Raw genomic sequence first — 24,824 nt, 5'->3', positions numbered from 1 at the left:
TCCCGAAGCCCCTTGCGTGCGTGTACAATCGCGCCTATTCAAGCCTCCCGTTTACCCAAGGATTCCCCGGATGTTGTCGCGCATTCCAGCTTTCGCCCGCTGTCTGTCGCTAGCTGCACTGTGTGCGGCCGGCCCTGTCTCCGCCCTGGAGTTCCCGTTGCCGCCGCCAGGCGAGGACATCATCGGCTCGGTGCAGACCGTCACCGCCAAGTACGAAGACACCTTTGCCGACCTGGGCACCCAATACGATCTGGGTTATCTGGAAATGATCGCCGCCAACCCCGGCGTCGACGCCTGGCTGCCGGGCGCCGGTACCCAGGTCATTCTGCCGACCCGCTTCATCCTGCCGCCGGGCCCGCGTGAAGGTATCGTCATCAACCTCGCCGAGTACCGTCTGTACTACTACCCGAAGGGCAAGAACGTGGTCTACACCTTCCCGCTGGGTATCGGCCGCGAAGGTTGGGGCTCTCCGGTTTCCACCACCAAGGTGACCGCCAAGACCCCGAATCCGACCTGGACCCCGCCTGCCTCGGTCAAGGCCGAGCACGCCGCCGATGGCGATATCCTGCCCAACGTGGTGCCGGCCGGTCCCGACAACCCGCTGGGGCCGTTCAAGTTCGGTCTGGGATTGCCGGGCTACCTGATCCACGGTTCGAACAAGAAGTTCGGCATCGGCATGCGCACCAGCCACGGCTGCTTCCGCATGTACAACAACAACGTGCTTGAAATGGCCGACATGGTGCCGGTGGGCACTACCGTGCGCATCATGAATGAGCCCTACAAGTTCGGCGTCAGTGGCGGCAAGGTGTACCTTGAAGCGCATACCCCTCTGGACGAGAGCGGCAATCCCTCGGTGGTCGACAAGCACACCGCCGTTATCAACGCGCTGCTCAAGCGTGAAGACCTGGCCAACAGCCTGCGGATCAACTGGGATGAAGTGCGTGACGTGGTCGCTGCCGAAGACGGCATGCCGGTCGAGATCGCGGTGCCTGGCGTTGCCGCACCGGTAGAGAACAGCGCGCCGGTCACGCTGCAGTAAGCTGACCTGACGCTGATACCCGTTCACCTGGCTCTGGAAACAGGGCAGGGTGAACGGGTTTTTTATTGCCTTGAAAATCCTTCGCGAACAGATGTTCAGAGAAGGACGACAGGCAACAAAAAAGCCGATCCGAAACCGGATCGGCTTATCAATAATCCCGAGGGATTATTACTTGCGGCTTGCCTTGTCCAACATGCGCAGAGCGCGCTCGTTGGCTTCGTCAGCAGTCTGTTGAGCTTTCTGAGCAGCAGCCAGAGCTTCATCAGCCTTGCGATAGGCTTCATCAGCACGAGCTTGCGAACGAGCGGCTGCGTCTTCAGTTGCAGTCAGACGAGCTTCGGTTTCTTTGGAGGCGCTGCTGCAACCGGTAGCCAGAACTGCGGCCAGGGCCAGAGCAGAGAATTTCAGAACGTTGTTCATCGTGTTCCCCTTAAAGGACTTCTATCAAATTAGTCATCTCTCGAAAATGAGAAAATGACCGGCGTACATACTACCCATTGTTTGTAGTAAGTAAACGGACTAAGCGCAAGAACCGCATAAAATTCTTTGCTTTGAAAGTGTTCCGTGCAATTCCTCACGCTTTTTATCTGGAAAAAACCTAGCGCTGTCAGACGAATACGTCTGTCAGTGAGGCATGGGCGGACGGTCCGACCGACAGACTCCGGAGAAACTCCAGAGGATCGGTCGAAACGCTTGCGACCCTTGTCCAGGTTACGTTGAACCGCGTTACAGCCTTTTTTGTATAGACGAAGATCGGCGAAGATGCTTGTTTAGCGGTGCTTAAAGTGACTTTGCCGAACAATCCACGTCTCAATGGACATTCGTCGGCGATGACAGGTTCAACGGTTCATACCGGTCAGATGTGCGGCAGCGCATTTTCCTGTTGATTCACTTGAGCAGATTCGATAATGGCGCCTACTATTTGCAGGTGCTCATTTGTCAGAGAACAGCCTGGCTCTTCTCGGTGTCCAAATCAGGCACGGGGTGGCGTAGAAGGCAGTATTGCTGGCGTGGCGTCAGAGGCGCACGGCCCGCAGTTGTGTTCATCTGCCTGTAGAGGTTCCTTCGCCGGAAAAACATCGGTAAGGTAGGGGTCAAATTCCAAGACCCGCGAGGAGTAGTGATGAGCGAGGCGTTGTCTATCCACCATGACGAGACCGGTCACCAGTTCGAGATCAACATCGACGGTCATCGTGCCTATCTGACGTATATGGATCTGGGGAAGCAGACCCTGGATATCTATCGTACGTTCGTTCCCAATGCTCTGCGGGGTCGAGGCATAGCCGCAGCCCTGACTGAAGAGGCACTCGATTTTGCCGAGAGCAGGGGTTACACCGTGATTCCGTCGTGCTCGTATGTAGAACGTTACATGGAACGCAATCAGCGTCAGGCCGCCAAGATCTGATGACCAGGGTCTACAGTTGGTAAAGCGGTCCGCCGCAATGAAAAACGCCGAGCAGTTGCTCGGCGTTGTCGTTTCCGGGCTTCGGATCAGCCGCGGTTACGCTTGGGCAGCACGTCCTTGAGCTTGGCATGCATGCCGCGCAAGGTTTTTTCGGTGCTCTCCCAGTCGATGCAGGCGTCGGTGATCGATACGCCGTATTGCAGGTCCGCGAGGTCCTTCGGAATCGCCTGACAGCCCCAGTTCAGGTGGCTTTCCACCATCAAGCCGATGATCGATTCGTTGCCTTCCAGGATCTGGTTGGCGACGTTTTCCATGACCAGTGGCTGTAGCGCAGGGTCCTTGTTGGAGTTGGCGTGGCTGCAGTCGACCATGATATTCGGCTTGATCTTGGCCTTGTTCAGCGCCTGTTCGCACAGCGCAACGCTGACCGAGTCGTAGTTCGGCTTGCCGTTGCCGCCACGCAAGACCACGTGACCGTAGGCATTGCCCTTGGTGGTGACGATCGACACGCCACCTTCCTGGTTGATGCCCAGGAAACGGTGCGGGCTGGAAACCGATTGCAGGGCGTTGATGGCAACGGTCAGGCCGCCGTCGGTGCCGTTTTTGAAACCGACTGCCGAGGACAGACCCGAGGCCATTTCGCGGTGAGTCTGGGATTCGGTGGTGCGCGCGCCGATGGCCGACCAACTGATCAGGTCCTGCAGATACTGCGGAGAGATCGGGTCCAGCGCTTCGGTCGCGGTCGGCAGGCCTTTTTCTGCCAGATCCAGCAACAGCTGACGACCGATGTGCAGGCCGTCCTGAATCTTGAAGGAGTCGTCCAGGTACGGGTCGTTGATCAGGCCTTTCCAGCCCACGGTGGTGCGCGGCTTTTCGAAATAGACGCGCATGACCAGATACAGGGTATCGGACACCTCGGCGGCCAGGGCCTTGAGGCGTTCGGCGTATTCGTGAGCGGCCTTGATGTCGTGGATCGAGCACGGCCCGATCACGATGAACAGGCGGTGGTCCTTGCCATCGAGAATGTTGCGGATAACTTCGCGGCCCTTGCTCACGGTGGCCTGGGCGGCTGCGGTGAGGGGGATTTCGCGCTTGAGCTGATCCGGAGTGATCAGTGTCTCGTTGGAGGCAACGTTGAGGTCGTCAATCGGTAAATCAGCCATCGTGTTACTCATCAGGTCACGGATGCTGGCCGCCAACGTCCCCGTGCGGCGGAGCCGAGCATTATTGAGCGCAACGGGGGAGCCGAACCTTAACGCGTTAGGCCGTACTTCGACAATGGGCAAACGCCGCTTTCGTCCAGCCGGGGCGGGTTTCCCGGGACTATTTGTCATCAGGCACTCGCATCGACGGCCCCGAAGATTGCAAACCGGCGCGTGTGTCCGGATATAGTGTACGGCAGACCTTGGGGAGATCGACGTGGATCAACTGCAACTGACGGATTTTGACGTCGATCAGCAACTGCTCGCGCTGCCGGGCGTGTCGCTGCTTATATTCACCAGCGTGGGCTGTTCCAGTTGCCGTTGGGCGCGGCACCATTTGCCCGAGCTATCGCTGCCGCTCGACAGACTGTGCTGGATCGACGCCGAGGAAAGCGGCGGCGCTGTGCAGCGCTACGGGGTTTTTCACTTGCCATCGTTGTTCATCGTGCGCGATGGCGAGTTCTACGGCGCGCTGCGCAGCAAGTTGTCAGCCGAAGCCATTATTACCGGACTCGATCAGGCGCTCAGTCGCGCGCCTGACGAGCTGCCTTGAACGGGGGAAACATGAGCGAAACGATCAAGAAGCCGCGCATCGGCATTATCGGCACCGGCGCCATCGGCGGCTTTTACGGCCTGATGCTGGCGCGGGCCGGCTATGACGTGCACTTTCTGCTGCGCAGCGAGTTCAGCGCGGTGTCGCAAAACGGCCTGCGGCTGGACAGTCAAGTACACGGCGTTCTGACCCTGGATAACGTTCAGGCGTATTCCTCGGCGGCGGATATGCCGGCCTGTGACTGGGTATTGGTCGGGGCCAAGACCACCGGCAATAACGGTGTTGCTCCGGCGATCATTCAGGCCGCGGCGCCCAATGCCAAAGTATTGATGCTGCAGAACGGTCTGGCCGTCGAGGATGAGCTTCGCGCGTTGCTGCCTGACTCGCTGCATCTGCTGGGTGGCCTGTGCTTCATCTGCGTTCATCGCACCGGGCCAGGGCAGATCGCCCATCAAGCGTTCGGCGCAGTCAATATCGGCTACCACAGCGGCCCGGCCGCTGACGCTGCTGCGAGCCTTGCGATCGTTGAAGAGGGCGCTGCGCTGTTCCATGCAGCGGGTATCGAATCGGTGGCCATGGACAATCTGGACAAGGCCCGCTGGCAAAAGCTGGTGTGGAATGTGCCGTACAACGGCCTGTCGGTACTGCTGAATGCCAGCACCACGCCGTTGATGGCTGACCCGAACAGCCGCGAGTTGATTCAGGGGCTTATGGCCGAAGTGGTGCAAGGCGCCCAGGCCTGTGGCCATGTATTGCCAGATGGTTATGCCGAGCAGTTGTTCAAGGTCACCGGCCACATGCCGGACTATCGCCCGAGCATGCACCATGACTTCAGCGAAAAGCGCCCGCTAGAGCTGGAGGCCATCTACGCCAAGCCACTCGCTGCGGCGTTGGCGGCGGGTTGCGACATGCCGAAGATACGGGCGCTTTATCATGCGCTGGCGTTTATCGATCGCGGGAATCGTTGAGCGCACTGATGCGATTCTGATGGTTCTGGGGGAAATAACCGATGGCCAATGATCTGACCATGAAAGCCGCGGGCGGCAAGCTGGTGCTGGCGATTTCGTCGCGAGCGCTGTTCGACCTGCGTGAAAGTCACGCTATCTACATGGCTGACGGCGTCGCCGCCTACCGGCAATATCAGATCGACCATGAAGACGAAGTGCTGGAGCCTGGCGACGCTTTTCTGTTGGTGGAAAAGCTGCTGAGCCTCAATGCCAGTCTGAGCCAGTCGCGGGTCGAGGTGATTCTGGTGTCCCGCAACAGCGCCGATACCGGCCTGCGGGTGTTCAACTCGATTCAGCATTACGGTCTGGACATTTCTCGCGCTGCATTCGTTGGCGGGCGTAGTCCGTTTCCTTATCTTGCTGCGTTTGGCAGTCATCTGTTTCTCTCGACCCACGCCGAGGACGTGCGCAGCGCGCTGGATGCCGGTTTTGCAGCGGCGACGATTCTGTCGGGCGGCGCCCGGCGTGCCGCCAGTGCCGAGTTGCGCATCGCGTTCGACGGCGATGCGGTGCTGTTTTCCGACGAGTCCGAGCGGGTCTATCAGTCCGGGGGGCTGGAAGCCTTCCAGGCCAGCGAGCGGGAAGCTGCACGTCAGCCGCTGCCTGGCGGCCCCTTCAAGCCGTTTCTGGCGGCGTTGAATCTGTTGCAGCGCGAGTTTCCTGAAGAGTCCTGCCCAATCCGTACCGCACTGGTCACCGCGCGTTCGGCCCCGGCGCACGAGCGGGTGATCCGTACATTGCGTGAATGGGATATCCGTCTGGATGAGTCGCTGTTTCTCGGTGGACTGGAGAAATCCGCGTTTCTGGAGGCGTTCGCCGCCGATGTCTTTTTCGACGACCAGCCGGGCCACTGCGAGAAGGCGCGCGAAGTCGTGGCGACTGGCCACGTGCCCCATGGCATCAGCAACGAGCTAAAACAGTGAACCTTTAGACCTGAAAGGTGTATCAAACCGGCCGACTCGTCCGCGCGCTGCTACGCTCAGTGGTGTCTGTGCCTGTTACGGCTGCCTGGAGGTCACATGATTCGCTCGATGCTGTATGCCACGGACCTCGGTCTTTATGCGCCTTATGTCCTGCAGCATGCACTGGCCCTGGCCAGGACTTTCAATGCCGAGCTTCACGTGATCCACGTTGTCGAGCCCATGGGAAGGTTCGCCGAGTCCCTGCTGCAGAGCTATCTGGCCGAGGATGTGCTCAGGGAATTGCACAGCGAAGGTGTCAACATTGTGATCGAGGGGATCGAGCAGCGGGTGCTCGACAGCTTCCGTGAAGAGCTGGGTGAGGACAATCAAGACCTTGAATTGATTCGCAGCGTGCGCGTGGTCCAGGGGGACCCGTCCAACGTGATACTGGAACAGGCGCAGAGGCTTGAAGTCGATCTGCTGGTGGTCGGCAGCCACAGCCATAGCGCGCAGGGGGACACGCTGATCGGTCGCACGGCGGCGCGGGTTCTGCAGCTTTCCGAAGTGCCGGTGTACATGGTACCGATGCTGCAGAACCGCACTGGGGCCTGAGTGCGAAGGGGGAAACGTCGAGCGCGCAAAAAAAAGCAGCGTGCCATTACCGTTTAAAAGTGATAAAAAGTTCTATCTTTGCCTTCCTGACCATTAGTCCAGTTATATACCGTCGCTGATGCCCGTGGCGTCTTCCGGCTTTGAGGGATACATATGAAGCTTCAACAATTGCGCTACATCTGGGAAGTGGCGCACCACGACCTCAACGTTTCAGCGACGGCGCAGAGCCTGTATACCTCTCAACCGGGTATCAGCAAGCAGATCCGGTTGCTGGAAGACGAGTTGGGCGTCGAGGTTTTTGCGCGTAGCGGCAAGCACCTGACACGGGTGACGCCGGCGGGGGAGCGGATCATTACCACGGCAGGAGAAATCCTGCGTAAGGTCGAGAGCATCAAGCAGATCGCGCAGGAGTTCTCCAACGAGAAGAAAGGCACCCTGTCGATAGCCACCACGCATACCCAGGCGCGCTATGCATTGCCGCCCGTCATCAGCAACTTCATCAAGCAATACCCGGATGTAGCGCTGCACATGCACCAGGGGTCGCCCATGCAGATCGCTGAGATGGCCGCCGACGGCACCGTCGATTTCGCCATTGCTACCGAGGCGCTGGAGTTGTTCGGCGATCTGGTGATGATGCCGTGCTACACCTGGAACCGCTGCGTGGTGGTGCCTCAGGGCCATCCGCTGACCAAGCTGCCGAAGCTGACCCTGGAAATCCTCGCCGAATACCCGATCGTGACCTACGTCTTCGGTTTCACCGGGCGCTCGAAGCTGGACGAAGCCTTCAGCCATCGCGGCCTGACCCCCAAAGTGGTGTTCACCGCAGCCGACGCCGACGTCATCAAGACTTATGTGAGGTTGGGGCTGGGGGTGGGCATCGTCGCCAAGATGGCGGTCGATCCGAAGCTGGACAGCGACCTGGTGGTGCTGGACGCGAGCGAGCTGTTCGAAGCCAGTATCACCAAGATCGGCTTCCGTCGCGGCACATTCCTGCGCGGTTTCATGTGCGATTTCATCGAGAAATTCGCCCCACACCTGACCCGCGATGTCATGGCCAAGGCGATCCAGTGCCATAACAAGCAGGAACTGGAAGAACTCTTTGAAGGGGTGGTCCTGCCGGAGCATTGATACGCTGTAGCCGTCCCGCCGGGCGGCTACAGATTTGCGGCGTACCGGATTTAAAGTTGAGCACCAACCCTCTGGGAGACGCCGTCGCACAGCTCCGGCGTCTCCCACAGAGATAGCGTCAGGATTGCAGGTCTGCGTTCGCTTGGGATCTTGATCTTCATGGGCGACAGTTCGGACGACACAAATCGCCACTTAGGTGCAGGCCGGGCGCAGGTGGCGGGGGGCCCCGGCGCGTCGGTAGCGATTTGAAGGGCGCCACCGCCGGCAAACGGAACGCCGCCCGGCCGGACTGCTACAGAGTAAAGGGCATCAGGCTTTCCCGATCAAATTCCCCGAATGCAGGCCGCATTCTTTCTGCGTCGCTTCTTCCCACCACCAACGGCCTTCCCGCTCGTGCTGATTCGGCAAGACAGGGCGTGTGCAAGGCTCGCAGCCGATGCTGATGAAACCGCGTTCGTGCAGGCTGTTGTACGGCAGCTCCAGCATGCGGATGTAATTCCACACGTCCGCACTGCTCATCTGCGCCAAGGGGTTGAACTTGTACAGGGTGCGCTCGGGTGTCGAGAACGCGCTGTCGATCTCGACCACGGCAACGCTGTTGCGGGTGCTCGGGCTCTGGTCGCGGCGCTGGCCGGTGGCCCAGGCCTTGACGTCGGTCAGCTTGCGGCGCAGCGGTTCGATCTTGCGCACGCCGCAGCATTCGCCATGGCCGTCCTTGTAGAAGCTGAACAGACCCTTTTCCTTGACGAAGGGTTCGAGCTTTTCGCGGTCAGGGGACACGATATCGATGGCGATCTTGTACTGCTCGCGGACCTGATCGATGAAGCGGTAGGTCTCCGGGTGCAGGCGGCCGGTGTCGAGGCTGAACACCTTGACGTTCTTGTTGATCTTCCATGCCATGTCCACCAGCACCACGTCTTCAGCGCCGCTGAAGGAAATCCACAGCTCATCACCGAAATGCTGAAACGCGAATTTAAGGATGTCCTGGGCGGACTTGTTGGCGTAGGTCGCGGCGATCTCGGCGACGTCGAAGGGATGGCTCATCAGGCGGCTTCCTGGTCAGATTGGCGCTTTGGCGCTCGTAATGGCGCAGATGGTAACAAAAACCTTCATCGATTTGCCTGAAACCTGCGTTTGCATGGCTCTGTGCCGGGTGGTTAGAGTGCTGCCTTGCAACGGTCGTCCGACCGAAATACACAAGGAGTGAGCTGTGGAAATTGCCTGTCTTGACCTGGAAGGTGTGCTGGTCCCGGAGATCTGGATCGCGTTCGCCGAAAAAACCGGCATCGAATCGTTGCGCGCCACCACCCGCGATGTTCCCGATTACGACGTGCTCATGAAGCAGCGGCTGCGCATTCTCGACGAGCATGGGTTGAAGCTGTCGGACATTCAGGAAGTGATCGGTACCCTCGAGCCGCTGGACGGAGCGGTGGAGTTCGTGAACTGGCTGCGCGAGCGTTTTCAGGTGGTGATTCTCTCCGACACCTTCTACGAGTTCTCCCAGCCACTGATGCGTCAATTGGGCTTCCCGACGCTGCTGTGCCATCGCCTGGTGACGGACGAAACAGGTCGGGTCAGCAGTTATCAACTGCGCCAGAAAGACCCAAAGCGCCAGTCCGTGCTGGCGTTCAAGAGCTTGTACTACCGGGTAATTGCAGCTGGCGACTCGTACAACGACACCACCATGCTGGGTGAGGCCGATGCCGGGATTCTGTTCCATGCGCCGGATAACGTGATTCGCGAGTTTCCGCAGTTCCCGGCGGTGCACACCTTCGAGGACCTGAAGCGCGAATTCATCAAGGCCTCGAATCGGGAATTGAGTCTGTAAGGTTTCGAGGCTCGGCGGCGTGTTGGGGCCGTGCCTGTTTATCCTGGGAGAGAGCTTGCTCGAGAATGCGGACTATCGGTCAATACTGCAGCGTCTGACTTGACGCATTCGCGAGCCAGCTCCTTCCCACGCGTCCAGTGTTCACAACCCTTCCAGCGTCTGCATCAACACCCGGACCTTGGTAAAGGTTTCCTGGTATTCCGATTCCCACTGTGAATCGGCAACGATGCCGCCGCCGCCCCAGCAGGCGATCTGCCCGTCCTTTGCCAACAGGCTGCGGATAGCGATGGAGCTGTCCATCTCGCCACGCACGTCCAGATACATCAGCGAACCGCAATACAGGGCCCGACGGCTGGGCTCCAGCTCGTCGATGATCTGCATCGAGCGGATTTTCGGCGCCCCGGTGATGGAGCCTCCGGGAAAGCTGCCGCCGATCAGGTCCAGCGCATCTTTGCCGTCCGCCAGTTCGCCCGTCACGACGCTGACCAGATGGTGCACATTCGGGTAGCTTTCCAGGCTGAACAGCTCCGGCACTTTCACCGAGCCAATGCGGCAGGTGCGACCCAGATCGTTGCGCAGCAGGTCGACGATCATCAGGTTTTCCGCGCGGTCTTTCTCGCTGGCCAGTAATTCTTCGGCGTAGGCCGCATCGTCCGCTGGATTCTGGCCACGAGGTCGCGTGCCTTTGATAGGGCGGGTCTCGACCTGGCGCTGGCTGACCTTGACGAAGCGCTCCGGCGAAAGGCTCAGCACCGCATCGCCCTCGGGAAGGCTCAGATAGCCGGAAAAGGGCGTCGGGCATGCCTCCCGCAGAGCCTGATAGGCGACCCAGGGATCACCGCTGTAACTTGCCCGAAAACGCTGGGCGAAGTTCACCTGATAGCAGTCACCGGCCTCGATATACCCATGAATGCGCTCGATGGCGTCGCGGTACTGATTGGCGCTGATGTCAGTCTTGAAGGGTGCGGTCAGGCTGAACGTCGCATCCGGCGAAGCTGCATGCTCCGACGCTGTATCTTTGGAAATCAGCGGGTGCCCGAACAGATCGATCAGGCGTTGGCGCTCGTCGTCAGCCAGGTGCGGATGGAACACCAACTGGCTGGTGCGCAGTTGGTGATCGCTGATCAGTGCCCAGGCGTACAGCCCAAGCCCGGCAGACGGCAGGTGCAGATCGTCGACGGCTTGCGTGGGCAAAGGCTCCAGCAGACGGCCGAAGTCATAGGCGAGGTAGCCGATCAAGCCACCGGCAAACGGCAGCGGGCTGCTTTCCGGCAAATCAGCCTCACCCAGGCGGGCGACACTGGCGCGCAAGCGCTGAAGAAACGCCGCGCCGCTTTCGTCTGTGGCAGGTGCCAGAGTTTCCAGCGGCCACGCGCTGAAAATGTCGAAGCGGCCCCGATCGGCATCCGGCCGGCCGCTGTCCAGCAACACGGCCCCCGGTGCGTGGCGAATGATCGAGAAGTAGCCGGTCGGATCAATGTGGTAGGCGATCGGGTGTACGAAACAGATTGGCATTCGAGGTAAATCAGTCAGGGCGCGCGGAGGGCGATTGTAGTCTTCCGGTAGGTTAAGTCCTAGAGGGATGTAGGAAGTCAGCACCGCAATGGCCCATTTTGTGCGCGGGGCATCAGACGTGCCCGAATAACTCCTGAACGAACCTGACCCTTTGTTCCGGGCTGTCGTGGCTGCCTTCGGCCGCCAGTTGTTCCAGGCGCTGCTCCACCGCGAGGGTGCGATGAGTCAGGCCGCAGTCGTTGGCAATCTGGATATTCAGGCCGGGTCGGGCGTTGAGTTCCAGGATCAACGGGCCGCGATCCTGATCCAGCACCATGTCCACGCCGATGTAGCCCAGTCCGCACAGTTCATAGCACTCGGCCGCCAAGCGCATGAAGCCGTCCCAGTTGGGGAGCTGCACGCCGTCCACGGCATTGGTGGTGTCAGGGTGCTTGCTGATGATGTTGTTCAGCCAGGTGCCGCGCAGCGTCAGGCCAGTGGCAAGGTCGACGCCGACACCGATGGCGCCCTGGTGAAGGTTGGCCTTGCCACCGGACTGTCGGGTGGGCAGGCGCAACATGGCCATCACCGGGTAGCCCATCAGCACGATCACGCGAATGTCCGGGACGCCTTCGTAACTGATGCTCTTGAAGATCTGGTCCGGGGTGACCCGGTATTCGATCAATGCACGGTCGCGATGACCGCCCAGTGAGTACAGCCCGGTAAGAATGCTGGAGATCTGATGCTCGATCTCGTCATGGCTGATGATGCGCCCGGACACGGTGCGAAAACGCTCTTCGAAGCGGTCGGCGATCACCAGAATGCCGTCGCCACCCGCGCCCTGCGCCGGTTTGATCACGAAATCGCTGCGCCCGCCGATGATCTCGTCGAGCTTTTCGATCTCCTTCTCGGTGGAAATGACCCCGTACATTTCCGGCACGTGAATGCCGGCGGCGATAGCCCGTTCCTTGGTGATGATCTTATCATCGACGATGGGATAGAGGCTGCGCTTGTTGTACTTGAGCACGTAATCGGCGTTACGCCGGTTGATGCCCATGATCCCTTTGGCCTCCAGGGCCTTCCAGGTTTTCCACCAGCCGATCATTTGACGTTTTCCCGTTCGGCGTCTTGCTTGAGGAAGGCCTTGAAGCGGATGAGTTCGGTCAGGCGGTAGCCACGATAGCGACCCATGGCCAGCATGAAGCCCACCAGAATCAGCAGGATAGCCGGGAAGGTGAAGACGAAGTAGATGAACTCCGGCACGCTCATGATGATGTGGGCCAGGGACGCTGCGAACAGCGTGCCGACGGCCACTTTCATTGCATGGCTGGCGCCGCGTTCTTCCCAGGTGATCGACAGGCGTTCGATGGTCATGGTCAGGATTACCATCGGGAACAGCGCCACCGACAGCCCGCGCTCCAGGCCGAGCTTGTGACTGAACAGGCTGATGGCAGCGATCAGCACCACCACGAACGTCAGCACCACCGACAGGCGCGGCAGCATCTGCAGTTTCAGGTGCTCGAGGTAGGAGCGCAGCGAAAGCCCCAGCGCGGTGATGATGGTGAACAGGACGATGCCGAACCCGAGCTGGGTCTCGCGGAACGCCAGGGCAATCAGCACCGGGGTGAAGGTGCCCAGGGTCTGCAGGCCGATCAGGTTGCGCAGGATCAGGATCACCAGCACGCCGATCGGGATCATCACCATGATCATGAATGTCTGCTGGGTTTGCAGCGGCAGGCCGTACAGCGAATATTCGAGGAAGTCGGCGTCAGTGCTTTCGTCGGTCAGCTTGGCCAGGCGGATGGCGTTCATTTCGCTGTTGTTGAGGGTGAAACTGACCGCAGCCTTCTTGCCGCCCTCGACCGTGATCAGATTGTCGTCGCCGATCCACCACAACAGGCGATCCTGTGGCAGCCCGGCCTCGCCGCTTTCCGGGTTGAAGTACAGCCAGTCCTTGCCATTGAAGCTGCGCAGCCACAATTCGGGCGTTTGCGGTTGGTCGGCGACCAGGCGAATGGTGTGGACTTTCTCTACCGGAACGTGAGCGATGGACAGCAGGGTTTCGGTGATGCGTGCCTTGTTCTGAACCGAGGTGTCACCGGCCAGCAGCAGCTTGACGTTGTCGTCGCTCAGATTGTTGACACGTTTGATGGCTTCGCTGACGAAGGTTTCGACATCGGCCGAGTGTTGGCGAATGGGGGCGAGGAGGGCGTCGGCGGCGATTTTTTCCGGCCCCTCGACGGCGATACTGTCGCGGAAGATCGGGCCTTTGACCTTGGCCTTTTCGGCGCTGTAGCGCTTGGTCAATACCAGGCGGTAATACAGGGTCTGGTTGCCGTTGGCGCGACGGGCTGACCAGGTGACCTTGCGGTTGCCGTCGGCGCGGTTGACGTTCACGCCGTAATTGTTGGAGATGAAGCTTTCATTGAGGCTGATGTAGTCGCGGGAGAGTGGCGGTACATACATCTGCACCTTGACCGAATCTTTCGGGTTGGCGACGAACTCGACCTTGGCGTCGATGTTCCACAGGTCGTCGGTTTCGTCTTCGGTCACCGGGATGCCGAGCACCAATATCTGATAGGCCGTGATCGCGATCCCCAGTGCCACCAGGGCTGTGATCAGGATTTTCAGATGGAGGGTAAGAGAGCGCATGTAGTTACTCTGCGGTTTGGGCATCAGTGATGCAGGCAGGCTTGCCCGCAGCATATTTAAGGCTTGGGTCGACCAGCGCGTCGAAGTGTTTCAGGGCTTCGGAGCCAATCAAAAGCGGGTATTGGAATGCACTTCGGTCGGTCAAGTTCACTTCTATGGTTCGCGAAGTGTGGCCCATGCACACATCGAGGCTGATCACCGGGCGCGAGGTGTACTTCTTTTCGTCATCCGGATCGACATCGCCGGCCCGGCGCTTGATCTTGCTGACCCGCGCAAGCGGCCGCTCGATAGGGTGTTCGTGGGCGTTATCGATTGCCAGATAAAAGCGTACCCAGGACTCGCCATCGCGCTTGAAGCGCTTGATGTCACGTGCGCTGAGGGAGGCGGTCTTGGCGCCGGTGTCCAGCTTGGCCGCGACCTGCAGGTCGATCCCCGCCAGATCCGCATATTCGTTCAGGCCATAAACGGTCTTGCTGGCAGCCGCGCAGGCATGACTGAACAGCAGGCCGGGCAGGTACAGGCTCAAAAGGAAGAGTAGAGGATGGCGGCTCATAGGTCCTGGCGCGGTGAAGGGAACACAAGGGTAAGGATTGGCTTGCGCCACGGCCAGCTTGGACGTTGCGGGTCGCCTGCCGCAGCAGGCAAATGCGGGCGGCATTCTAGCATGAAGCTTTTACGGCGCCAGCGAAGGGCGTGGCCGACTTGCTCTGTAGGAAAGCTCCTAAGATTTAGTGGTTATTAGACGATTGTCGACAATCCTTAAATTGTCTTTGACTGCGTGGCATCGATTCGCTAGTTTTAGCCGCATTCACATGAAAGGTGTCGACAATGCTGGATGCCATCGAAACTGCAGCCGTCACTCAAGTCGATTCGGAAACCCTGTCCGAAAACGTGTTTCGGCGGATTCAGGCCGCCATCGTCAAAGGCGATATCGCCCCTGGCAGCAAGATTTCCGAGCCTGAGCTGGCGCGCACCTATGGCATCAGCAGGGGGCCGCTGCGTGAGGCGATCCACCGCCTTGAGGGGCAGCGCCTGCTGGTTCGCGTTCCTCACGTCGGCGCCCGGGTGGTTTCGCTGAGTCACGCCGAGTTGGTGGAACTCTACGAGATTCGCGAATCGCTGGAAGGCATGGCCTGTCGTCTGGCCGCCGAGCGCATGACGGTCGAAGAGATCGCCGAACTACGGCACGTGCTGGAAACCCACGAGCGCGACACCGCGTTTCAGGCCGGCGTCGGTTACTACCAGCAGGAAGGCGATTTCGACTTCCACTATCGGATTATTCAGGGGGCGCGCAACAGCACCTTGACCCAGATGCTCTGCGGCGAGCTTTACCAGCTGGTGCGCATGTACCGCATCCAGTTTTCCACCACGCCCAACCGCCCGCGCCAGGCCTTCACCGAACATCACCGCATTCTGGACGCCATCGCCGACCGTGATGGCGAACTGGCTGAATTGTTGATGCGCCGCCACATCGGCGCGTCGAAACGCAACATCGAACAGCGCTATCAAGAACAGGATCATCAAGCTACTACTGCCCGAGGTGAACAATGACTTCAAGAACGACTCCCGGCCAACGTTTCCGTGACGCCGTGGCCAGCGAGCATCCATTGCAAGTGGTCGGCGCAATCAACGCCAACCACGCATTGCTGGCTCAGCGTGCGGGTTTCAAGGCTATCTACCTGTCCGGTGGCGGTGTCGCGGCCGGCTCTCTGGGGGTACCGGATCTGGGCATCACCGGCCTGGACGACGTACTGACCGATGTGCGCCGCATCACCGACGTCTGCGAGTTGCCGCTGCTGGTGGACGTGGATACCGGCTTTGGCGCCTCAGCGTTCAACGTCGCGCGCACGGTGAAATCGATGATCAAGTTCGGTGCGGCCGCCATGCACATCGAAGATCAGGTCGGCGCCAAGCGTTGCGGCCATCGCCCGGGCAAGGAAATCGTTTCGCAGCAGGAGATGGTCGATCGCATCAAGGCCGCAGTCGATGCGCGCACCGATGACAGTTTCGTGATCATGGCGCGTACCGATGCGCTGGCAGTCGAAGGTCTGGAATCGGCGCTGGATCGCGCAGCGGCGTGCATCGAAGCGGGCGCCGACATGGTCTTCCCTGAAGCCATCACTGAGCTGGAGATGTACAAACTGTTTGCCTCGCGGGTGAAAGCACCGATCCTGGCCAACATCACCGAATTCGGCTCCACGCCCCTGTTCACCACCGATGAACTGAAATCGGCGGAAGTCTCGCTGGTGCTTTACCCGCTCTCGGCATTCCGTGCCATGAACAAGGCCGCCGAAAACGTGTACACCGCGATACGCCGCGATGGCACGCAAAAGAATGTTGTCGACACCATGCAGACCCGCATGGAGCTCTATGAGCGCATCGATTACCACGCTTTCGAACAGAAACTGGATGCGTTGTTTGCGCAGAAGAAATCGTAATCACTGAATTGCCGATTCCCTGAAAAATTACAAGATTGGAGAGAGCAATGGCTGAAGGAAAAGTATTGAGTGGCGCTGGCCTGCGTGGCCAGGTAGCCGGGCAGACTGCCCTGTCCACTGTTGGCCAGGCAGGCGCCGGGTTGACCTACCGTGGTTATGACGTACGCGAGCTGGCCGCCGATGCCCGTTTCGAAGAAGTCGCCTACCTGTTGCTGTACGGCGAGCTGCCGACTCAGGCGCAACTGGACGCTTATCTGAGCAAACTGCAGAAGCTGCGCGATTTGCCGCAAGCGCTCAAGGAAGTACTGGAGCGCATTCCTGCCGACGCCCACCCGATGGACGTCATGCGCACTGGCTGCTCCATGCTGGGCAATCTGGAGCCGGAAACCAGTTTCGAACAGCAGCGCGATGCCACCGACCGCCTGCTGGCCGCGTTCCCGGCGATCATGTGCTACTGGTACCGTTTCAGCCACGATGGCAAACGCATCGACTGCGTGACCGATGAAACCTCCATCGGCGGCCACTTCCTCAAGCTGCTGCTGGACAAGACCCCAAGCGAACTTCATCGCAAGGTGATGGACGTTTCGTTGATCCTGTACGCAGAGCACGAATTCAACGCCTCGACCTTCACGGCCCGGGTCTGCGCGTCGACCCTGTCAGATCTGTTCTCCTGCATCACCGCCGCGATCGGCACCTTGCGTGGCCCGCTGCACGGTGGCGCCAACGAGGCGGCGATGGACATGATCGAGAAGTTCTCCTCGGCCGAAGAAGCGACCAGAGGCACGCTGGCCATGCTGGAGCGCAAGGACAAGATCATGGGCTTCGGCCACGCGATCTACAAGGACAACGACCCGCGTAACGAGGTCATCAAGGGTTGGTCGAAGAAGCTCGCGGACGAGGTGGGCGACAAGGTCCTGTTCCCGGTCTCCGAGGCCATCGACAAGACCATGTGGGAGCAGAAGAAGCTGTTCCCCAACGCCGACTTCTACCACGCCTCGGCTTACCATTTCATGGGTATCCCGACCAAGCTGTTCACGCCGATCTTCGTCTGCTCGCGCCTGACTGGCTGGGCCTCTCACGTGTTCGAGCAACGCGCCAATAACCGTATTATCCGTCCAAGCGCGGAGTACATCGGCGTCGAGCAGCGCAAGTTCCTGCCAATCGAGCGCCGCTGACTGGGAAAAGGCGAACTCCACGGGGTTCGCCACCCTTCAAAACCTACCGTGATTGAGTCCAGCGTATGAACACTGAATACCGCAAACAATTGCCTGGCACCTCGCTTGACTACTTCGACGCCCGTGCGGCAGTCGATGCCATCAAACCTGGCGCCTATGCAACGCTGCCTTATACCTCCCGCGTGCTCGCCGAAAACCTGGTGCGCCGCTGCGACCCTGCGACGCTCAAGGCCTCGCTGACCCAGTTGATCGAACGCAAGCGGGATCTGGATTTCCCGTGGTTTCCCGCTCGCGTGGTGTGTCATGACATTCTCGGCCAGACCGCGCTGGTCGATCTGGCAGGCCTGCGCGACGCCATCGCCGATATGGGCGGCGATCCGGCGCAAGTGAATCCGGTGGTCCCGGTGCAATTGATCGTCGATCACTCGCTGGCCGTCGAGCGCGGCGGGTCCGATCCCGACGCGTTCGAAAAAAACCGCGCCATCGAAGACCGTCGCAACGAAGACCGTTTCCACTTCATCAACTGGACCAAAAAGGCGTTCAAGAACGTCGACGTGATCCCGCCGGGCAACGGCATCATGCACCAGATCAACCTGGAGAAAATGTCTCCGGTGATCCAGCTGCGTGACGGCGTGGCGTTCCCTGATACCTGCGTCGGCACCGACAGCCACACGCCGCACGTCGATGCGCTGGGCGTGATCGCCATCGGTGTGGGCGGCCTGGAAGCCGAGAGTGTGATGCTCGGTCGCGCATCCTGGATGCGCGTGCCGGAAAGCGTCGGCGTCGAGCTGACGGGCAAGCTGCAACCGGGCATCACTGCCACCGACATGGTGCTGGCACTCACGGAGTTCCTGCGCAAGCAAAAAGTGGTCGGTGCATGGCTGGAGTTCTTCGGTGAAGGTGCTTCGGCACTGACCCTGGGCGATCGCGCCACCATTTCCAATATGGCGCCGGAATACGGCGCCACTGCTGCGATGTTCTACATCGACCAGCAGACCATCGATTACCTCAAACTCACCGGCCGCGAAGACGATCAGGTGCAACTGGTCGAGCACTACGCCAAGACCACCGGCCTGTGGGCTGACAGCCTGAAAGGCGCGCAATACGAGCGTGGCCTGACCTTCGATCTGTCCTCGGTGGTGCGCAACATGGCCGGCCCGAGCAACCCCCACGCTCGCGTCGCGGTATCGGATCTGGCGAGCAAAGGCATCTCCGGCCAATGGGAAGAAATTCCCGGCCAGATGCCCGACGGCGCGGTGATCATCGCCGCCATCACCAGTTGCACCAACACCAGCAACCCGCGCAACGTGATCGCCGCAGGTTTGCTGGCGCGCAATGCCAACAAGCTGGGGCTGATGCGCAAACCCTGGGTCAAATCCTCGCTGGCGCCAGGTTCCAAGACCGTTGCGTTGTATCTGGATGAAGCAGGGCTGACTTCTGAGCTTGAGCAATTGGGCTTCGGCGTCGTAGCGTTTGCCTGCACCACCTGCAACGGTATGTCGGGTGCGCTGGATCCCGTGATCCAGCAGGAAATCATCGACCGCGACCTGTACGCAACCGCCGTGTTGTCAGGCAACCGCAACTTCGACGGGCGGATTCATCCCTACGCCAAACAGGCGTTTCTTGCCTCGCCGCCATTGGTGGTCGCCTACGCCATCGCCGGTACCATCCGCTTCGATATCGAGAAGGATGTGCTGGGCACCAGCGCAACCGGCGAAGAAATTCGCCTGAAAGATATCTGGCCGACGGACGAGGAAATCGATGCCGTGGTCAAGGCGTCGGTCAAGCCGGAGCAGTTCCGTCAGGTGTACATTCCGATGTTCGCGATCCACGAGGATACCGGGCCCAAAGTCGACCCGTTGTATGACTGGCGTCCGATGAGTACCTATATCCGTCGTCCTCCTTATTGGGAAGGCGCGCTGGCGGGCGAGCGTACCCTGAAGGGCATGCGACCTCTGGCGGTATTGCCGGACAACATCACCACCGATCACCTGTCGCCGTCCAACGCCATCATGCTCAACAGCGCTGCGGGCGAGTACTTGGCAAAAATGGGCCTGCCGGAAGAAGACTTCAACTCGTACGCGACCCATCGCGGCGATCACCTGACGGCGCAACGCGCAACCTTTGCCAACCCCAAACTGTTCAATGAAATGGTGCAGGACAACGGCAAGGTCAAGCAGGGTTCGCTGGCGCGGGTCGAGCCGGAAGGCAAGGTCACGCGGATGTGGGAAGCCATCGAAACCTACATGGAGCGCAAGCAACCGCTGATCATTGTGGCAGGCGCTGATTACGGTCAGGGTTCGTCCCGCGACTGGGCCGCCAAGGGAGTACGTCTGGCGGGGGTCGAGGCCATCGTCGCCGAAGGTTTCGAGCGCATCCACCGCACCAACCTGGTCGGCATGGGGGTGTTGCCACTGGAGTTTAAACCGGGTACCAACCGCACGACGCTGGGCATCGACGGCAGCGAAACCTTCGACGTCATCGGCGAACGCACCCCGCGTGCCACGCTGACGCTGGTGATTGAGCGCAAGAATGGCCAGCGTGTAGAAGTGCCGGTCACCTGCCGTCTGGACACGGGCGAAGAGGTGTCGATCTACGAAGCGGGTGGCGTGTTGCAGCGCTTCGCTCAGGATTTCCTCGAATCGTCGGCCGTCGCCTGATGTGATTTATAAAGGAAAACGATTTCATGGCTCATACAGCACAAATCAAGATCCCCGCGACCTACATGCGCGGCGGGACCAGCAAGGGCGTGTTTTTTCGTGTGGAAGACCTGCCTGAGGCCGCGCAGGTGCCTGGCCCCGCGCGTGACTCCTTGTTACTGCGCGTGATCGGCAGCCCCGACCCCTACGCCAAGCAGATCGATGGGATGGGCGGCGCGACCTCGAGCACCAGCAAGACGGTGATTCTCTCGAAAAGCATCAAGGCCGATCACGACGTCGATTACCTGTTCGGCCAGGTCTCTATCGACAAACCGTTCGTGGACTGGAGCGGCAACTGCGGCAACCTCTCGGCTGCGGTCGGGCCGTTCGCCATCAGCAACGGCCTGATCGACGCCAGCCGTGTGCCGCACAACGGCGTGGCGGTGGTGCGGATCTGGCAGGCCAACATCGGCAAGACCATCATTGCCCACGTGCCGATGACCAACGGTGCGGTACAGGAAACCGGTGATTTCGAGCTCGATGGCGTGACGTTTCCCGCCGCTGAGGTCCAGCTGGAATTCATGGACCCAGCCGCGGAAGAAGAGGGCGCCAGTGGCTCGATGTTCCCGACCGGCAATCTGGTGGATGAGCTGGAAGTGCCCGGTGTAGGCACGTTCAAGGCGACGATGATCAATGCCGGGATCCCGACCATTTTCGTCAACGCCAGCGATATCGGTTACACGGGTGCCGAACTGCAGGACGCGATCAACAGCGATCCGAAGGCGCTGACCATGTTCGAAACCATTCGTGCCTACGGCGCCGTGCGCATGGGGCTGATCGGCAACGTCGACGAAGCTGCCAAACGTCAGCACACGCCGAAAGTGGCGTTCGTCGCAGCGCCCGCCGAGTATGTGTCGTCAAGCGGTAAGTGCGTCACGGCGCAGGATGCCGATCTGCTGGTGCGCGCCATGTCCATGGGCAAGTTGCACCACGCGATGATGGGCACGGCGGCGGTGGCGATTGGCACGGCGGCTGCCATTCCGGGCACGCTGGTCAACCTTGCCGCCGGTGGTGGCGAGCGCAGCGCGGTACGTTTCGGCCATCCTTCGGGGACCTTACGTGTAGGCGCTGAGGCTGAAATTGTCGACGGCGAGTGGTCAGTGAAGAAAGCCATCATGAGTCGCAGTGCGCGGGTATTGATGGAAGGCTGGGTCAGGGTGCCGGGGGATTGTTTCTAAGAAGCGGTTTCTCGCATCAATAACAAGCCCTGTAGCTGTCCGGCTCCGGGCGCAAGCGCTTCTGAAGGCGCCACTGCCGGCAAGCCGGGCGGCTACAGGGTGTAAGTGTTATTTGAAACGCCGTTCAACGCCTTTTTCCACTAACACCTTGGCCGAGATCTCCTCGACGGAAAAGTGCGTGGAATTGATGTTCGGAATGTTCTCGCGGCGGAACAGGTTTTCCACTTCGCGCACTTCGAATTCACACTGGGCAAAACTCGAATAACGGCTGTTGGGCTTGCGTTCGTGACGGATGGCGGTCAGCCGATCCGGGTCGATGGTCAGGCCGAACAGCTTGTTGCGATGCTGTTTCAGCGCGGCCGGAAGCTGCAGGCGTTCCATGTCATCTTCGGTCAACGGATAGTTCGCCGCGCGGATGCCGAATTGCATGGCCATGTATAGACAGGTAGGCGTCTTCCCACAGCGCGAAACACCTACCAGAATGATGTCGGCCTTGTCGTAATAGTGGGTTCTGGCGCCGTCGTCGTTGTCCAGCGCGAAGTTCACTGCCTCGATCCGCTCCATGTAATTGGAGTTGTGGCCGATGGAATGTGATTTGCCCACCGAGTAGGAGGAGTGTGAACTAAGCTCCTGCTCGAGCGGGGCCAGGAAGGTTGAGAAGATGTCGATCATGAAGCCATCGGAGGTTGCCAGGATCTCGCGGATGTCCTGGTTGACGATGGTGTCGAAGATGATCGGACGGACCTCGTCTTTCTCGGCGGCCTTGTTGATTTGCTGGACCATGGCCCGCGCTTTCTCGACGCTGTCGATGTAGGGCCTGGTGAACTTGTTGAATGTTATGTTTTCAAATTGCGCCAACAGGCTCTGACCAAGGGTTTCGGCAGTGATGCCGGTGCCGTCGGAGATAAAGAAAGCGGATCGTTTCATTTGCGCCCTGGGCCTTAAGCTGGTGACGATTCTTGGATATCATAGGCGGGCTTGCGTGCCATGACTGGCCGCATTCTAGCTTTATTTCAAGATTCAGCGTTTTCCGGATCCAGACCACCAGTGCGCCGAATCGCTTTTTTCCTGTGATTCAGGCACCAAAGCTTTTCCCAACAACAAATCGGTTAGTGGAGAGATCACCTTGGTAGAGTACGTAGTTTCCCTCGATAAGCTCGGCAAACATGATGTTGAGCACGTGGGGGGCAAGAACGCATCCCTCGGCGAGATGATCAGCAACCTGGCGGGCGCAGGCGTTTCCGTTCCCGGTGGCTTCGCCACTACAGCTCAGGCCTATCGTGATTTTCTTGAGCAAAGTGGTCTGAACGATCAGATTCACGCGGCACTCGATGCCCTGGACGTCGACGACGTCAACGCACTGGCAAAAACCGGCGCGCAGATTCGTCAGTGGATCATGGAGGCTGAATTTCCCGAGAAGCTCAACGCCGAGATCCGTACTGCCTTCGCCGAACTCTCGGCCGGCAATCCGGACATCGCCGTTGCCGTGCGTTCTTCCGCCACCGCAGAAGACCTGCCTGACGCCTCCTTCGCCGGTCAGCAGGAAACCTTCCTCAACATCCGTGGCGTCGAAAACGTGATCCGCGCAGCGAAAGAAGTCTTCGCTTCGCTGTTCAACGACCGCGCCATTTCCTACCGCGTACACCAGGGTTTCGATCACAAGCTGGTGGCGCTGTCCGCTGGCGTGCAGCGCATGGTGCGTTCCGAAACCGGTACCGCTGGCGTGATGTTCACCCTGGACACCGAATCCGGTTTCCGTGACGTGGTGTTCATCACCGGCGCCTACGGCCTGGGCGAAACCGTCGTACAAGGCGCGGTCAACCCGGACGAATTCTACGTTCACAAGAACACCCTTGAAGCCGGTCGCCCAGCGATCCTGCGTCGCAATCTGGGCAGCAAGGCCATCAAGATGATCTACGGCGAAGAAGCCAAGGCCGGTAAATCGGTCAAGGTGATCGACGTTGAAGCGGCGGATCGCGCGCGTTTCTGCCTGTCCGATGAAGAAGTCAGCAACCTGGCACGCCAGGCGATGATCATCGAGAAGCACTACCAGTGCCCGATGGACATCGAGTGGGCCAAAGATGGCGACGACGGCAAGCTGTACATCGTTCAGGCGCGTCCTGAAACCGTGAAGAGCCGCAGTTCGGGCAACGTCATGGAGCGTTACCTTCTTAAAGAGAAGGGCACCGTTCTGGCCGAAGGCCGTGCCATCGGTCAGCGCATCGGCGCCGGCAAGGTGCGGATCATCAAGGACGTGTCCGAAATGGACAAGGTTCAGGCCGGCGACGTGCTGGTCTCCGACATGACCGACCCGGACTGGGAACCGGTAATGAAGCGCGCCAGCGCCATCGTCACCAACCGTGGCGGTCGTACCTGCCACGCAGCGATCATCGCCCGTGAGCTGGGTATTCCGGCGGTCGTGGGTTGCGGCAATGCCACCGAGCTGTTGAAAGACGGCCAGGGCGTGACCGTTTCCTGCGCTGAAGGCGACACCGGTTACATCTTCGAAGGCGAGCTGGGTTTCGACATCAAGCAGAACTCTGTCGATGCCATGCCGGAACTGCCTTTCAAGATCATGATGAACGTCGGCAACCCGGATCGTGCCTTCGACTTCGCCCAGCTGCCAAACGCCGGTATCGGTCTGGCGCGTCTGGAGTTCATCATCAACCGCATGATCGGCGTGCACCCCAAGGCGCTGCTGAACTACCCGAACCTGCCGCTGGACATCAAGGAAAGCGTCGACAAGCGCATCGCCGGTTACAACGACCCGGTCGGTTTCTACGTCGAGAAGCTGGTCGAGGGCATCAGTACCCTGGCTGCAGCGTTCGCGCCGAAGAAGGTCATTGTGCGGCTGTCGGACTTCAAGTCCAACGAATATGCGAACCTGATCGGCGGCAAGCTGTATGAGCCGGAAGAAGAAAACCCGATGCTGGGCTTCCGCGGTGCTTCGCGTTACATCAGCGAAAACTTCCGCGACTGCTTCGAGCTCGAGTGCCGCGCCCTCAAGCGCGTGCGCAACGAGATGGGCCTGACCAACGTCGAAATCATGGTGCCGTTCGTGCGCACCCTGGGCGAAGCGAGTCAGGTGGTCGACCTGCTGGCTGAAAACGGTCTGGCACGCGGCGATAACGGTCTGCGCGTGATCATGATGTGCGAGCTGCCGTCCAACGCCCTGATGGCTGAAGAATTCCTCGAGTTCTTCGACGGTTTCTCCATCGGCTCCAACGACCTGACCCAGCTGACCCTGGGCCTGGACCGTGACTCCGGCATCATCGCGCACCTGTTCGACGAGCGTAATCCTGCGGTCAAGAAGCTGCTGTCCAGCGCCATTCAGGCCTGCAACAAGGCTGGCAAGTACATCGGCATCTGCGGTCAGGGCCCGTCCGACCATCCGGATCTGGCGCGCTGGTTGATGGAACAGGGCATCGAAAGCGTTTCGTTGAACCCCGATTCGGTACTGGAGACCTGGTTCTTCCTGTCCGAACAGGACGCTCCAACCTGATGCAAATCGA

General features: G+C 59.8%; 22 protein-coding genes. 14 read left to right on the top strand and 8 right to left on the bottom strand.

Features of this window, described 5'->3' with window-relative positions:
• The first annotated feature begins 70 nt into the window (after positions 1–70).
• Complete coding sequence (locus BWR59_RS13330) at positions 71–1,039, top strand: L,D-transpeptidase family protein (RefSeq protein ID WP_081566108.1); 969 nt, start codon at positions 71–73, stop codon at positions 1,037–1,039.
• A 168-nt stretch (positions 1,040–1,207) separates the two neighbouring features.
• On the opposite strand, the gene oprI is transcribed toward BWR59_RS13330, so the two are convergent.
• A complete protein-coding gene (gene oprI, locus BWR59_RS13325; protein WP_003199355.1) occupies positions 1,208–1,459 on the bottom strand; it encodes an outer membrane lipoprotei OprI in 252 nt (83 codons plus the stop codon).
• 703 nt (positions 1,460–2,162) lie between these two features.
• On the opposite strand from oprI, the gene BWR59_RS13320 reads away from it, so the two are divergent.
• Positions 2,163–2,444 carry a GNAT family N-acetyltransferase gene (locus BWR59_RS13320; RefSeq protein WP_081566107.1) on the top strand — a complete coding sequence of 94 codons (282 nt, stop codon included), beginning with the start codon at positions 2,163–2,165 and terminating at the stop codon, positions 2,442–2,444.
• Between the two features lie 86 nt (positions 2,445–2,530).
• Here BWR59_RS13320 and BWR59_RS13315 read toward each other — a convergent pair whose 3' ends face one another.
• The gene (locus BWR59_RS13315; protein WP_081566106.1) at positions 2,531–3,607 is read right to left on the bottom strand and encodes a 3-deoxy-7-phosphoheptulonate synthase; all 1,077 of its coding nucleotides are present in this window, start codon (positions 3,605–3,607) and stop codon (positions 2,531–2,533) included.
• Between the two features lie 256 nt (positions 3,608–3,863).
• Between BWR59_RS13315 and BWR59_RS13310 the strand changes: the two genes are divergently transcribed.
• From BWR59_RS13310 to cysB, 5 genes are all read left to right on the top strand, one after another.
• A complete protein-coding gene (locus BWR59_RS13310; RefSeq protein ID WP_081566105.1) occupies positions 3,864–4,199 on the top strand; it encodes a thioredoxin family protein in 336 nt (111 codons plus the stop codon).
• Between the two features lie 11 nt (positions 4,200–4,210).
• Positions 4,211–5,167 carry a putative 2-dehydropantoate 2-reductase gene (locus BWR59_RS13305; RefSeq protein WP_081566104.1) on the top strand — a complete coding sequence of 319 codons (957 nt, stop codon included), beginning with the start codon at positions 4,211–4,213 and terminating at the stop codon, positions 5,165–5,167.
• A 59-nt stretch (positions 5,168–5,226) separates the two neighbouring features.
• Positions 5,227–6,129, top strand: a complete 903-nt coding sequence (locus tag BWR59_RS13300) for a 5'-nucleotidase (RefSeq protein WP_081566448.1) — start codon at positions 5,227–5,229, stop codon at positions 6,127–6,129.
• A 96-nt stretch (positions 6,130–6,225) separates the two neighbouring features.
• Complete coding sequence (locus BWR59_RS13295; RefSeq protein ID WP_081566103.1) at positions 6,226–6,720, top strand: universal stress protein; 495 nt, start codon at positions 6,226–6,228, stop codon at positions 6,718–6,720.
• A 153-nt stretch (positions 6,721–6,873) separates the two neighbouring features.
• Positions 6,874–7,848 carry an HTH-type transcriptional regulator CysB gene (gene cysB, locus BWR59_RS13290; RefSeq protein ID WP_081566102.1) on the top strand — a complete coding sequence of 325 codons (975 nt, stop codon included), beginning with the start codon at positions 6,874–6,876 and terminating at the stop codon, positions 7,846–7,848.
• A gap of 309 nt (positions 7,849–8,157) precedes the next feature.
• Here cysB and BWR59_RS13285 read toward each other — a convergent pair whose 3' ends face one another.
• A complete protein-coding gene (locus BWR59_RS13285; protein WP_081566101.1) occupies positions 8,158–8,892 on the bottom strand; it encodes a phosphoadenylyl-sulfate reductase in 735 nt (244 codons plus the stop codon).
• A gap of 166 nt (positions 8,893–9,058) precedes the next feature.
• Between BWR59_RS13285 and thrH the strand changes: the two genes are divergently transcribed.
• Positions 9,059–9,676, top strand: coding sequence for a bifunctional phosphoserine phosphatase/homoserine phosphotransferase ThrH (gene thrH / locus BWR59_RS13280; RefSeq protein ID WP_081566100.1), 618 nt, complete (start codon positions 9,059–9,061; stop codon positions 9,674–9,676).
• Positions 9,677–9,817: 141 nt separating this feature from the next.
• On the opposite strand, the gene pabB is transcribed toward thrH, so the two are convergent.
• The 4 genes from pabB to BWR59_RS13260 form a co-directional block, all read right to left on the bottom strand.
• Positions 9,818–11,191 (bottom strand): aminodeoxychorismate synthase component I, encoded by a 1,374-nt coding sequence (gene pabB / locus BWR59_RS13275; protein WP_081566099.1) that lies wholly within the window; start codon positions 11,189–11,191, stop codon positions 9,818–9,820.
• Positions 11,192–11,303: 112 nt separating this feature from the next.
• Positions 11,304–12,272, bottom strand: coding sequence for an alpha-L-glutamate ligase-like protein (locus BWR59_RS13270; protein ID WP_168184487.1), 969 nt, complete (start codon positions 12,270–12,272; stop codon positions 11,304–11,306).
• Complete coding sequence (locus tag BWR59_RS13265) at positions 12,272–13,822, bottom strand: inactive transglutaminase family protein (protein ID WP_081566097.1); 1,551 nt, start codon at positions 13,820–13,822, stop codon at positions 12,272–12,274. The genes BWR59_RS13270 and BWR59_RS13265 overlap by 1 nt, the downstream gene beginning before the upstream one ends.
• A 4-nt stretch (positions 13,823–13,826) precedes the next feature.
• Positions 13,827–14,375 (bottom strand): ATP-dependent zinc protease, encoded by a 549-nt coding sequence (locus BWR59_RS13260; protein WP_081566096.1) that lies wholly within the window; start codon positions 14,373–14,375, stop codon positions 13,827–13,829.
• Positions 14,376–14,650: 275 nt separating this feature from the next.
• Between BWR59_RS13260 and BWR59_RS13255 the strand changes: the two genes are divergently transcribed.
• The 5 genes from BWR59_RS13255 (at position 14,651) to prpF (ending at position 21,312) form a co-directional block, all read left to right on the top strand.
• Positions 14,651–15,373 (top strand): GntR family transcriptional regulator, encoded by a 723-nt coding sequence (locus BWR59_RS13255; RefSeq protein WP_081566095.1) that lies wholly within the window; start codon positions 14,651–14,653, stop codon positions 15,371–15,373.
• Positions 15,370–16,260 carry a methylisocitrate lyase gene (gene prpB, locus BWR59_RS13250; RefSeq protein WP_081566094.1) on the top strand — a complete coding sequence of 297 codons (891 nt, stop codon included), beginning with the start codon at positions 15,370–15,372 and terminating at the stop codon, positions 16,258–16,260. The genes BWR59_RS13255 and prpB overlap by 4 nt, the downstream gene beginning before the upstream one ends.
• Positions 16,261–16,307: 47 nt before the next feature.
• Entirely contained in the window at positions 16,308–17,435 is a 1,128-nt protein-coding gene (gene prpC / locus BWR59_RS13245) for a 2-methylcitrate synthase (protein WP_081566093.1), read from the top strand.
• Between the two features lie 65 nt (positions 17,436–17,500).
• A complete protein-coding gene (acnD, locus tag BWR59_RS13240; protein ID WP_081566092.1) occupies positions 17,501–20,095 on the top strand; it encodes a Fe/S-dependent 2-methylisocitrate dehydratase AcnD in 2,595 nt (864 codons plus the stop codon).
• A gap of 26 nt (positions 20,096–20,121) precedes the next feature.
• On the top strand, positions 20,122–21,312 hold the full coding sequence (gene prpF, locus BWR59_RS13235; protein ID WP_081566091.1) for a 2-methylaconitate cis-trans isomerase PrpF: 1,191 nt from the start codon (positions 20,122–20,124) through the stop codon (positions 21,310–21,312).
• A gap of 108 nt (positions 21,313–21,420) precedes the next feature.
• On the opposite strand, the gene BWR59_RS13230 is transcribed toward prpF, so the two are convergent.
• Positions 21,421–22,239: a pyruvate, water dikinase regulatory protein gene (locus tag BWR59_RS13230; RefSeq protein ID WP_081566090.1), complete on the bottom strand. Its 819-nt coding sequence runs from the start codon at positions 22,237–22,239 to the stop codon at positions 21,421–21,423.
• A 199-nt stretch (positions 22,240–22,438) separates the two neighbouring features.
• On the opposite strand from BWR59_RS13230, the gene ppsA reads away from it, so the two are divergent.
• Positions 22,439–24,814 carry a phosphoenolpyruvate synthase gene (ppsA, locus tag BWR59_RS13225; RefSeq protein ID WP_081566089.1) on the top strand — a complete coding sequence of 792 codons (2,376 nt, stop codon included), beginning with the start codon at positions 22,439–22,441 and terminating at the stop codon, positions 24,812–24,814.
• Positions 24,815–24,824 lie beyond the last annotated feature (10 nt).

The organism is Pseudomonas sp. Bc-h (genome assembly GCF_002080045.1).
GTDB lineage: Bacteria > Pseudomonadota > Gammaproteobacteria > Pseudomonadales > Pseudomonadaceae > Aquipseudomonas.
This window is presented reverse-complemented; position numbering and strand designations above follow the sequence as displayed.

Coding starts and splice junctions, on each gene's coding strand:
- BWR59_RS13330 (WP_081566108.1), top strand. CDS start 71: ATGTTGTCGCGCATTCCAGCTTTCGCCCGCTGTCTGTCGCTAGCTGCA.
- oprI (WP_003199355.1), bottom strand. CDS start 1,459: ATGAACAACGTTCTGAAATTCTCTGCTCTGGCCCTGGCCGCAGTTCTG.
- BWR59_RS13320 (WP_081566107.1), top strand. CDS start 2,163: ATGAGCGAGGCGTTGTCTATCCACCATGACGAGACCGGTCACCAGTTC.
- BWR59_RS13315 (WP_081566106.1), bottom strand. CDS start 3,607: ATGGCTGATTTACCGATTGACGACCTCAACGTTGCCTCCAACGAGACA.
- BWR59_RS13305 (WP_081566104.1), top strand. CDS start 4,211: ATGAGCGAAACGATCAAGAAGCCGCGCATCGGCATTATCGGCACCGGC.
- BWR59_RS13300 (WP_081566448.1), top strand. CDS start 5,227: ATGAAAGCCGCGGGCGGCAAGCTGGTGCTGGCGATTTCGTCGCGAGCG.
- BWR59_RS13295 (WP_081566103.1), top strand. CDS start 6,226: ATGATTCGCTCGATGCTGTATGCCACGGACCTCGGTCTTTATGCGCCT.
- cysB (WP_081566102.1), top strand. CDS start 6,874: ATGAAGCTTCAACAATTGCGCTACATCTGGGAAGTGGCGCACCACGAC.
- BWR59_RS13285 (WP_081566101.1), bottom strand. CDS start 8,892: ATGAGCCATCCCTTCGACGTCGCCGAGATCGCCGCGACCTACGCCAAC.
- pabB (WP_081566099.1), bottom strand. CDS start 11,191: ATGCCAATCTGTTTCGTACACCCGATCGCCTACCACATTGATCCGACC.
- BWR59_RS13265 (WP_081566097.1), bottom strand. CDS start 13,822: ATGCGCTCTCTTACCCTCCATCTGAAAATCCTGATCACAGCCCTGGTG.
- BWR59_RS13260 (WP_081566096.1), bottom strand. CDS start 14,375: ATGAGCCGCCATCCTCTACTCTTCCTTTTGAGCCTGTACCTGCCCGGC.
- BWR59_RS13255 (WP_081566095.1), top strand. CDS start 14,651: ATGCTGGATGCCATCGAAACTGCAGCCGTCACTCAAGTCGATTCGGAA.
- prpB (WP_081566094.1), top strand. CDS start 15,370: ATGACTTCAAGAACGACTCCCGGCCAACGTTTCCGTGACGCCGTGGCC.
- prpC (WP_081566093.1), top strand. CDS start 16,308: ATGGCTGAAGGAAAAGTATTGAGTGGCGCTGGCCTGCGTGGCCAGGTA.
- acnD (WP_081566092.1), top strand. CDS start 17,501: ATGAACACTGAATACCGCAAACAATTGCCTGGCACCTCGCTTGACTAC.
- prpF (WP_081566091.1), top strand. CDS start 20,122: ATGGCTCATACAGCACAAATCAAGATCCCCGCGACCTACATGCGCGGC.
- BWR59_RS13230 (WP_081566090.1), bottom strand. CDS start 22,239: ATGAAACGATCCGCTTTCTTTATCTCCGACGGCACCGGCATCACTGCC.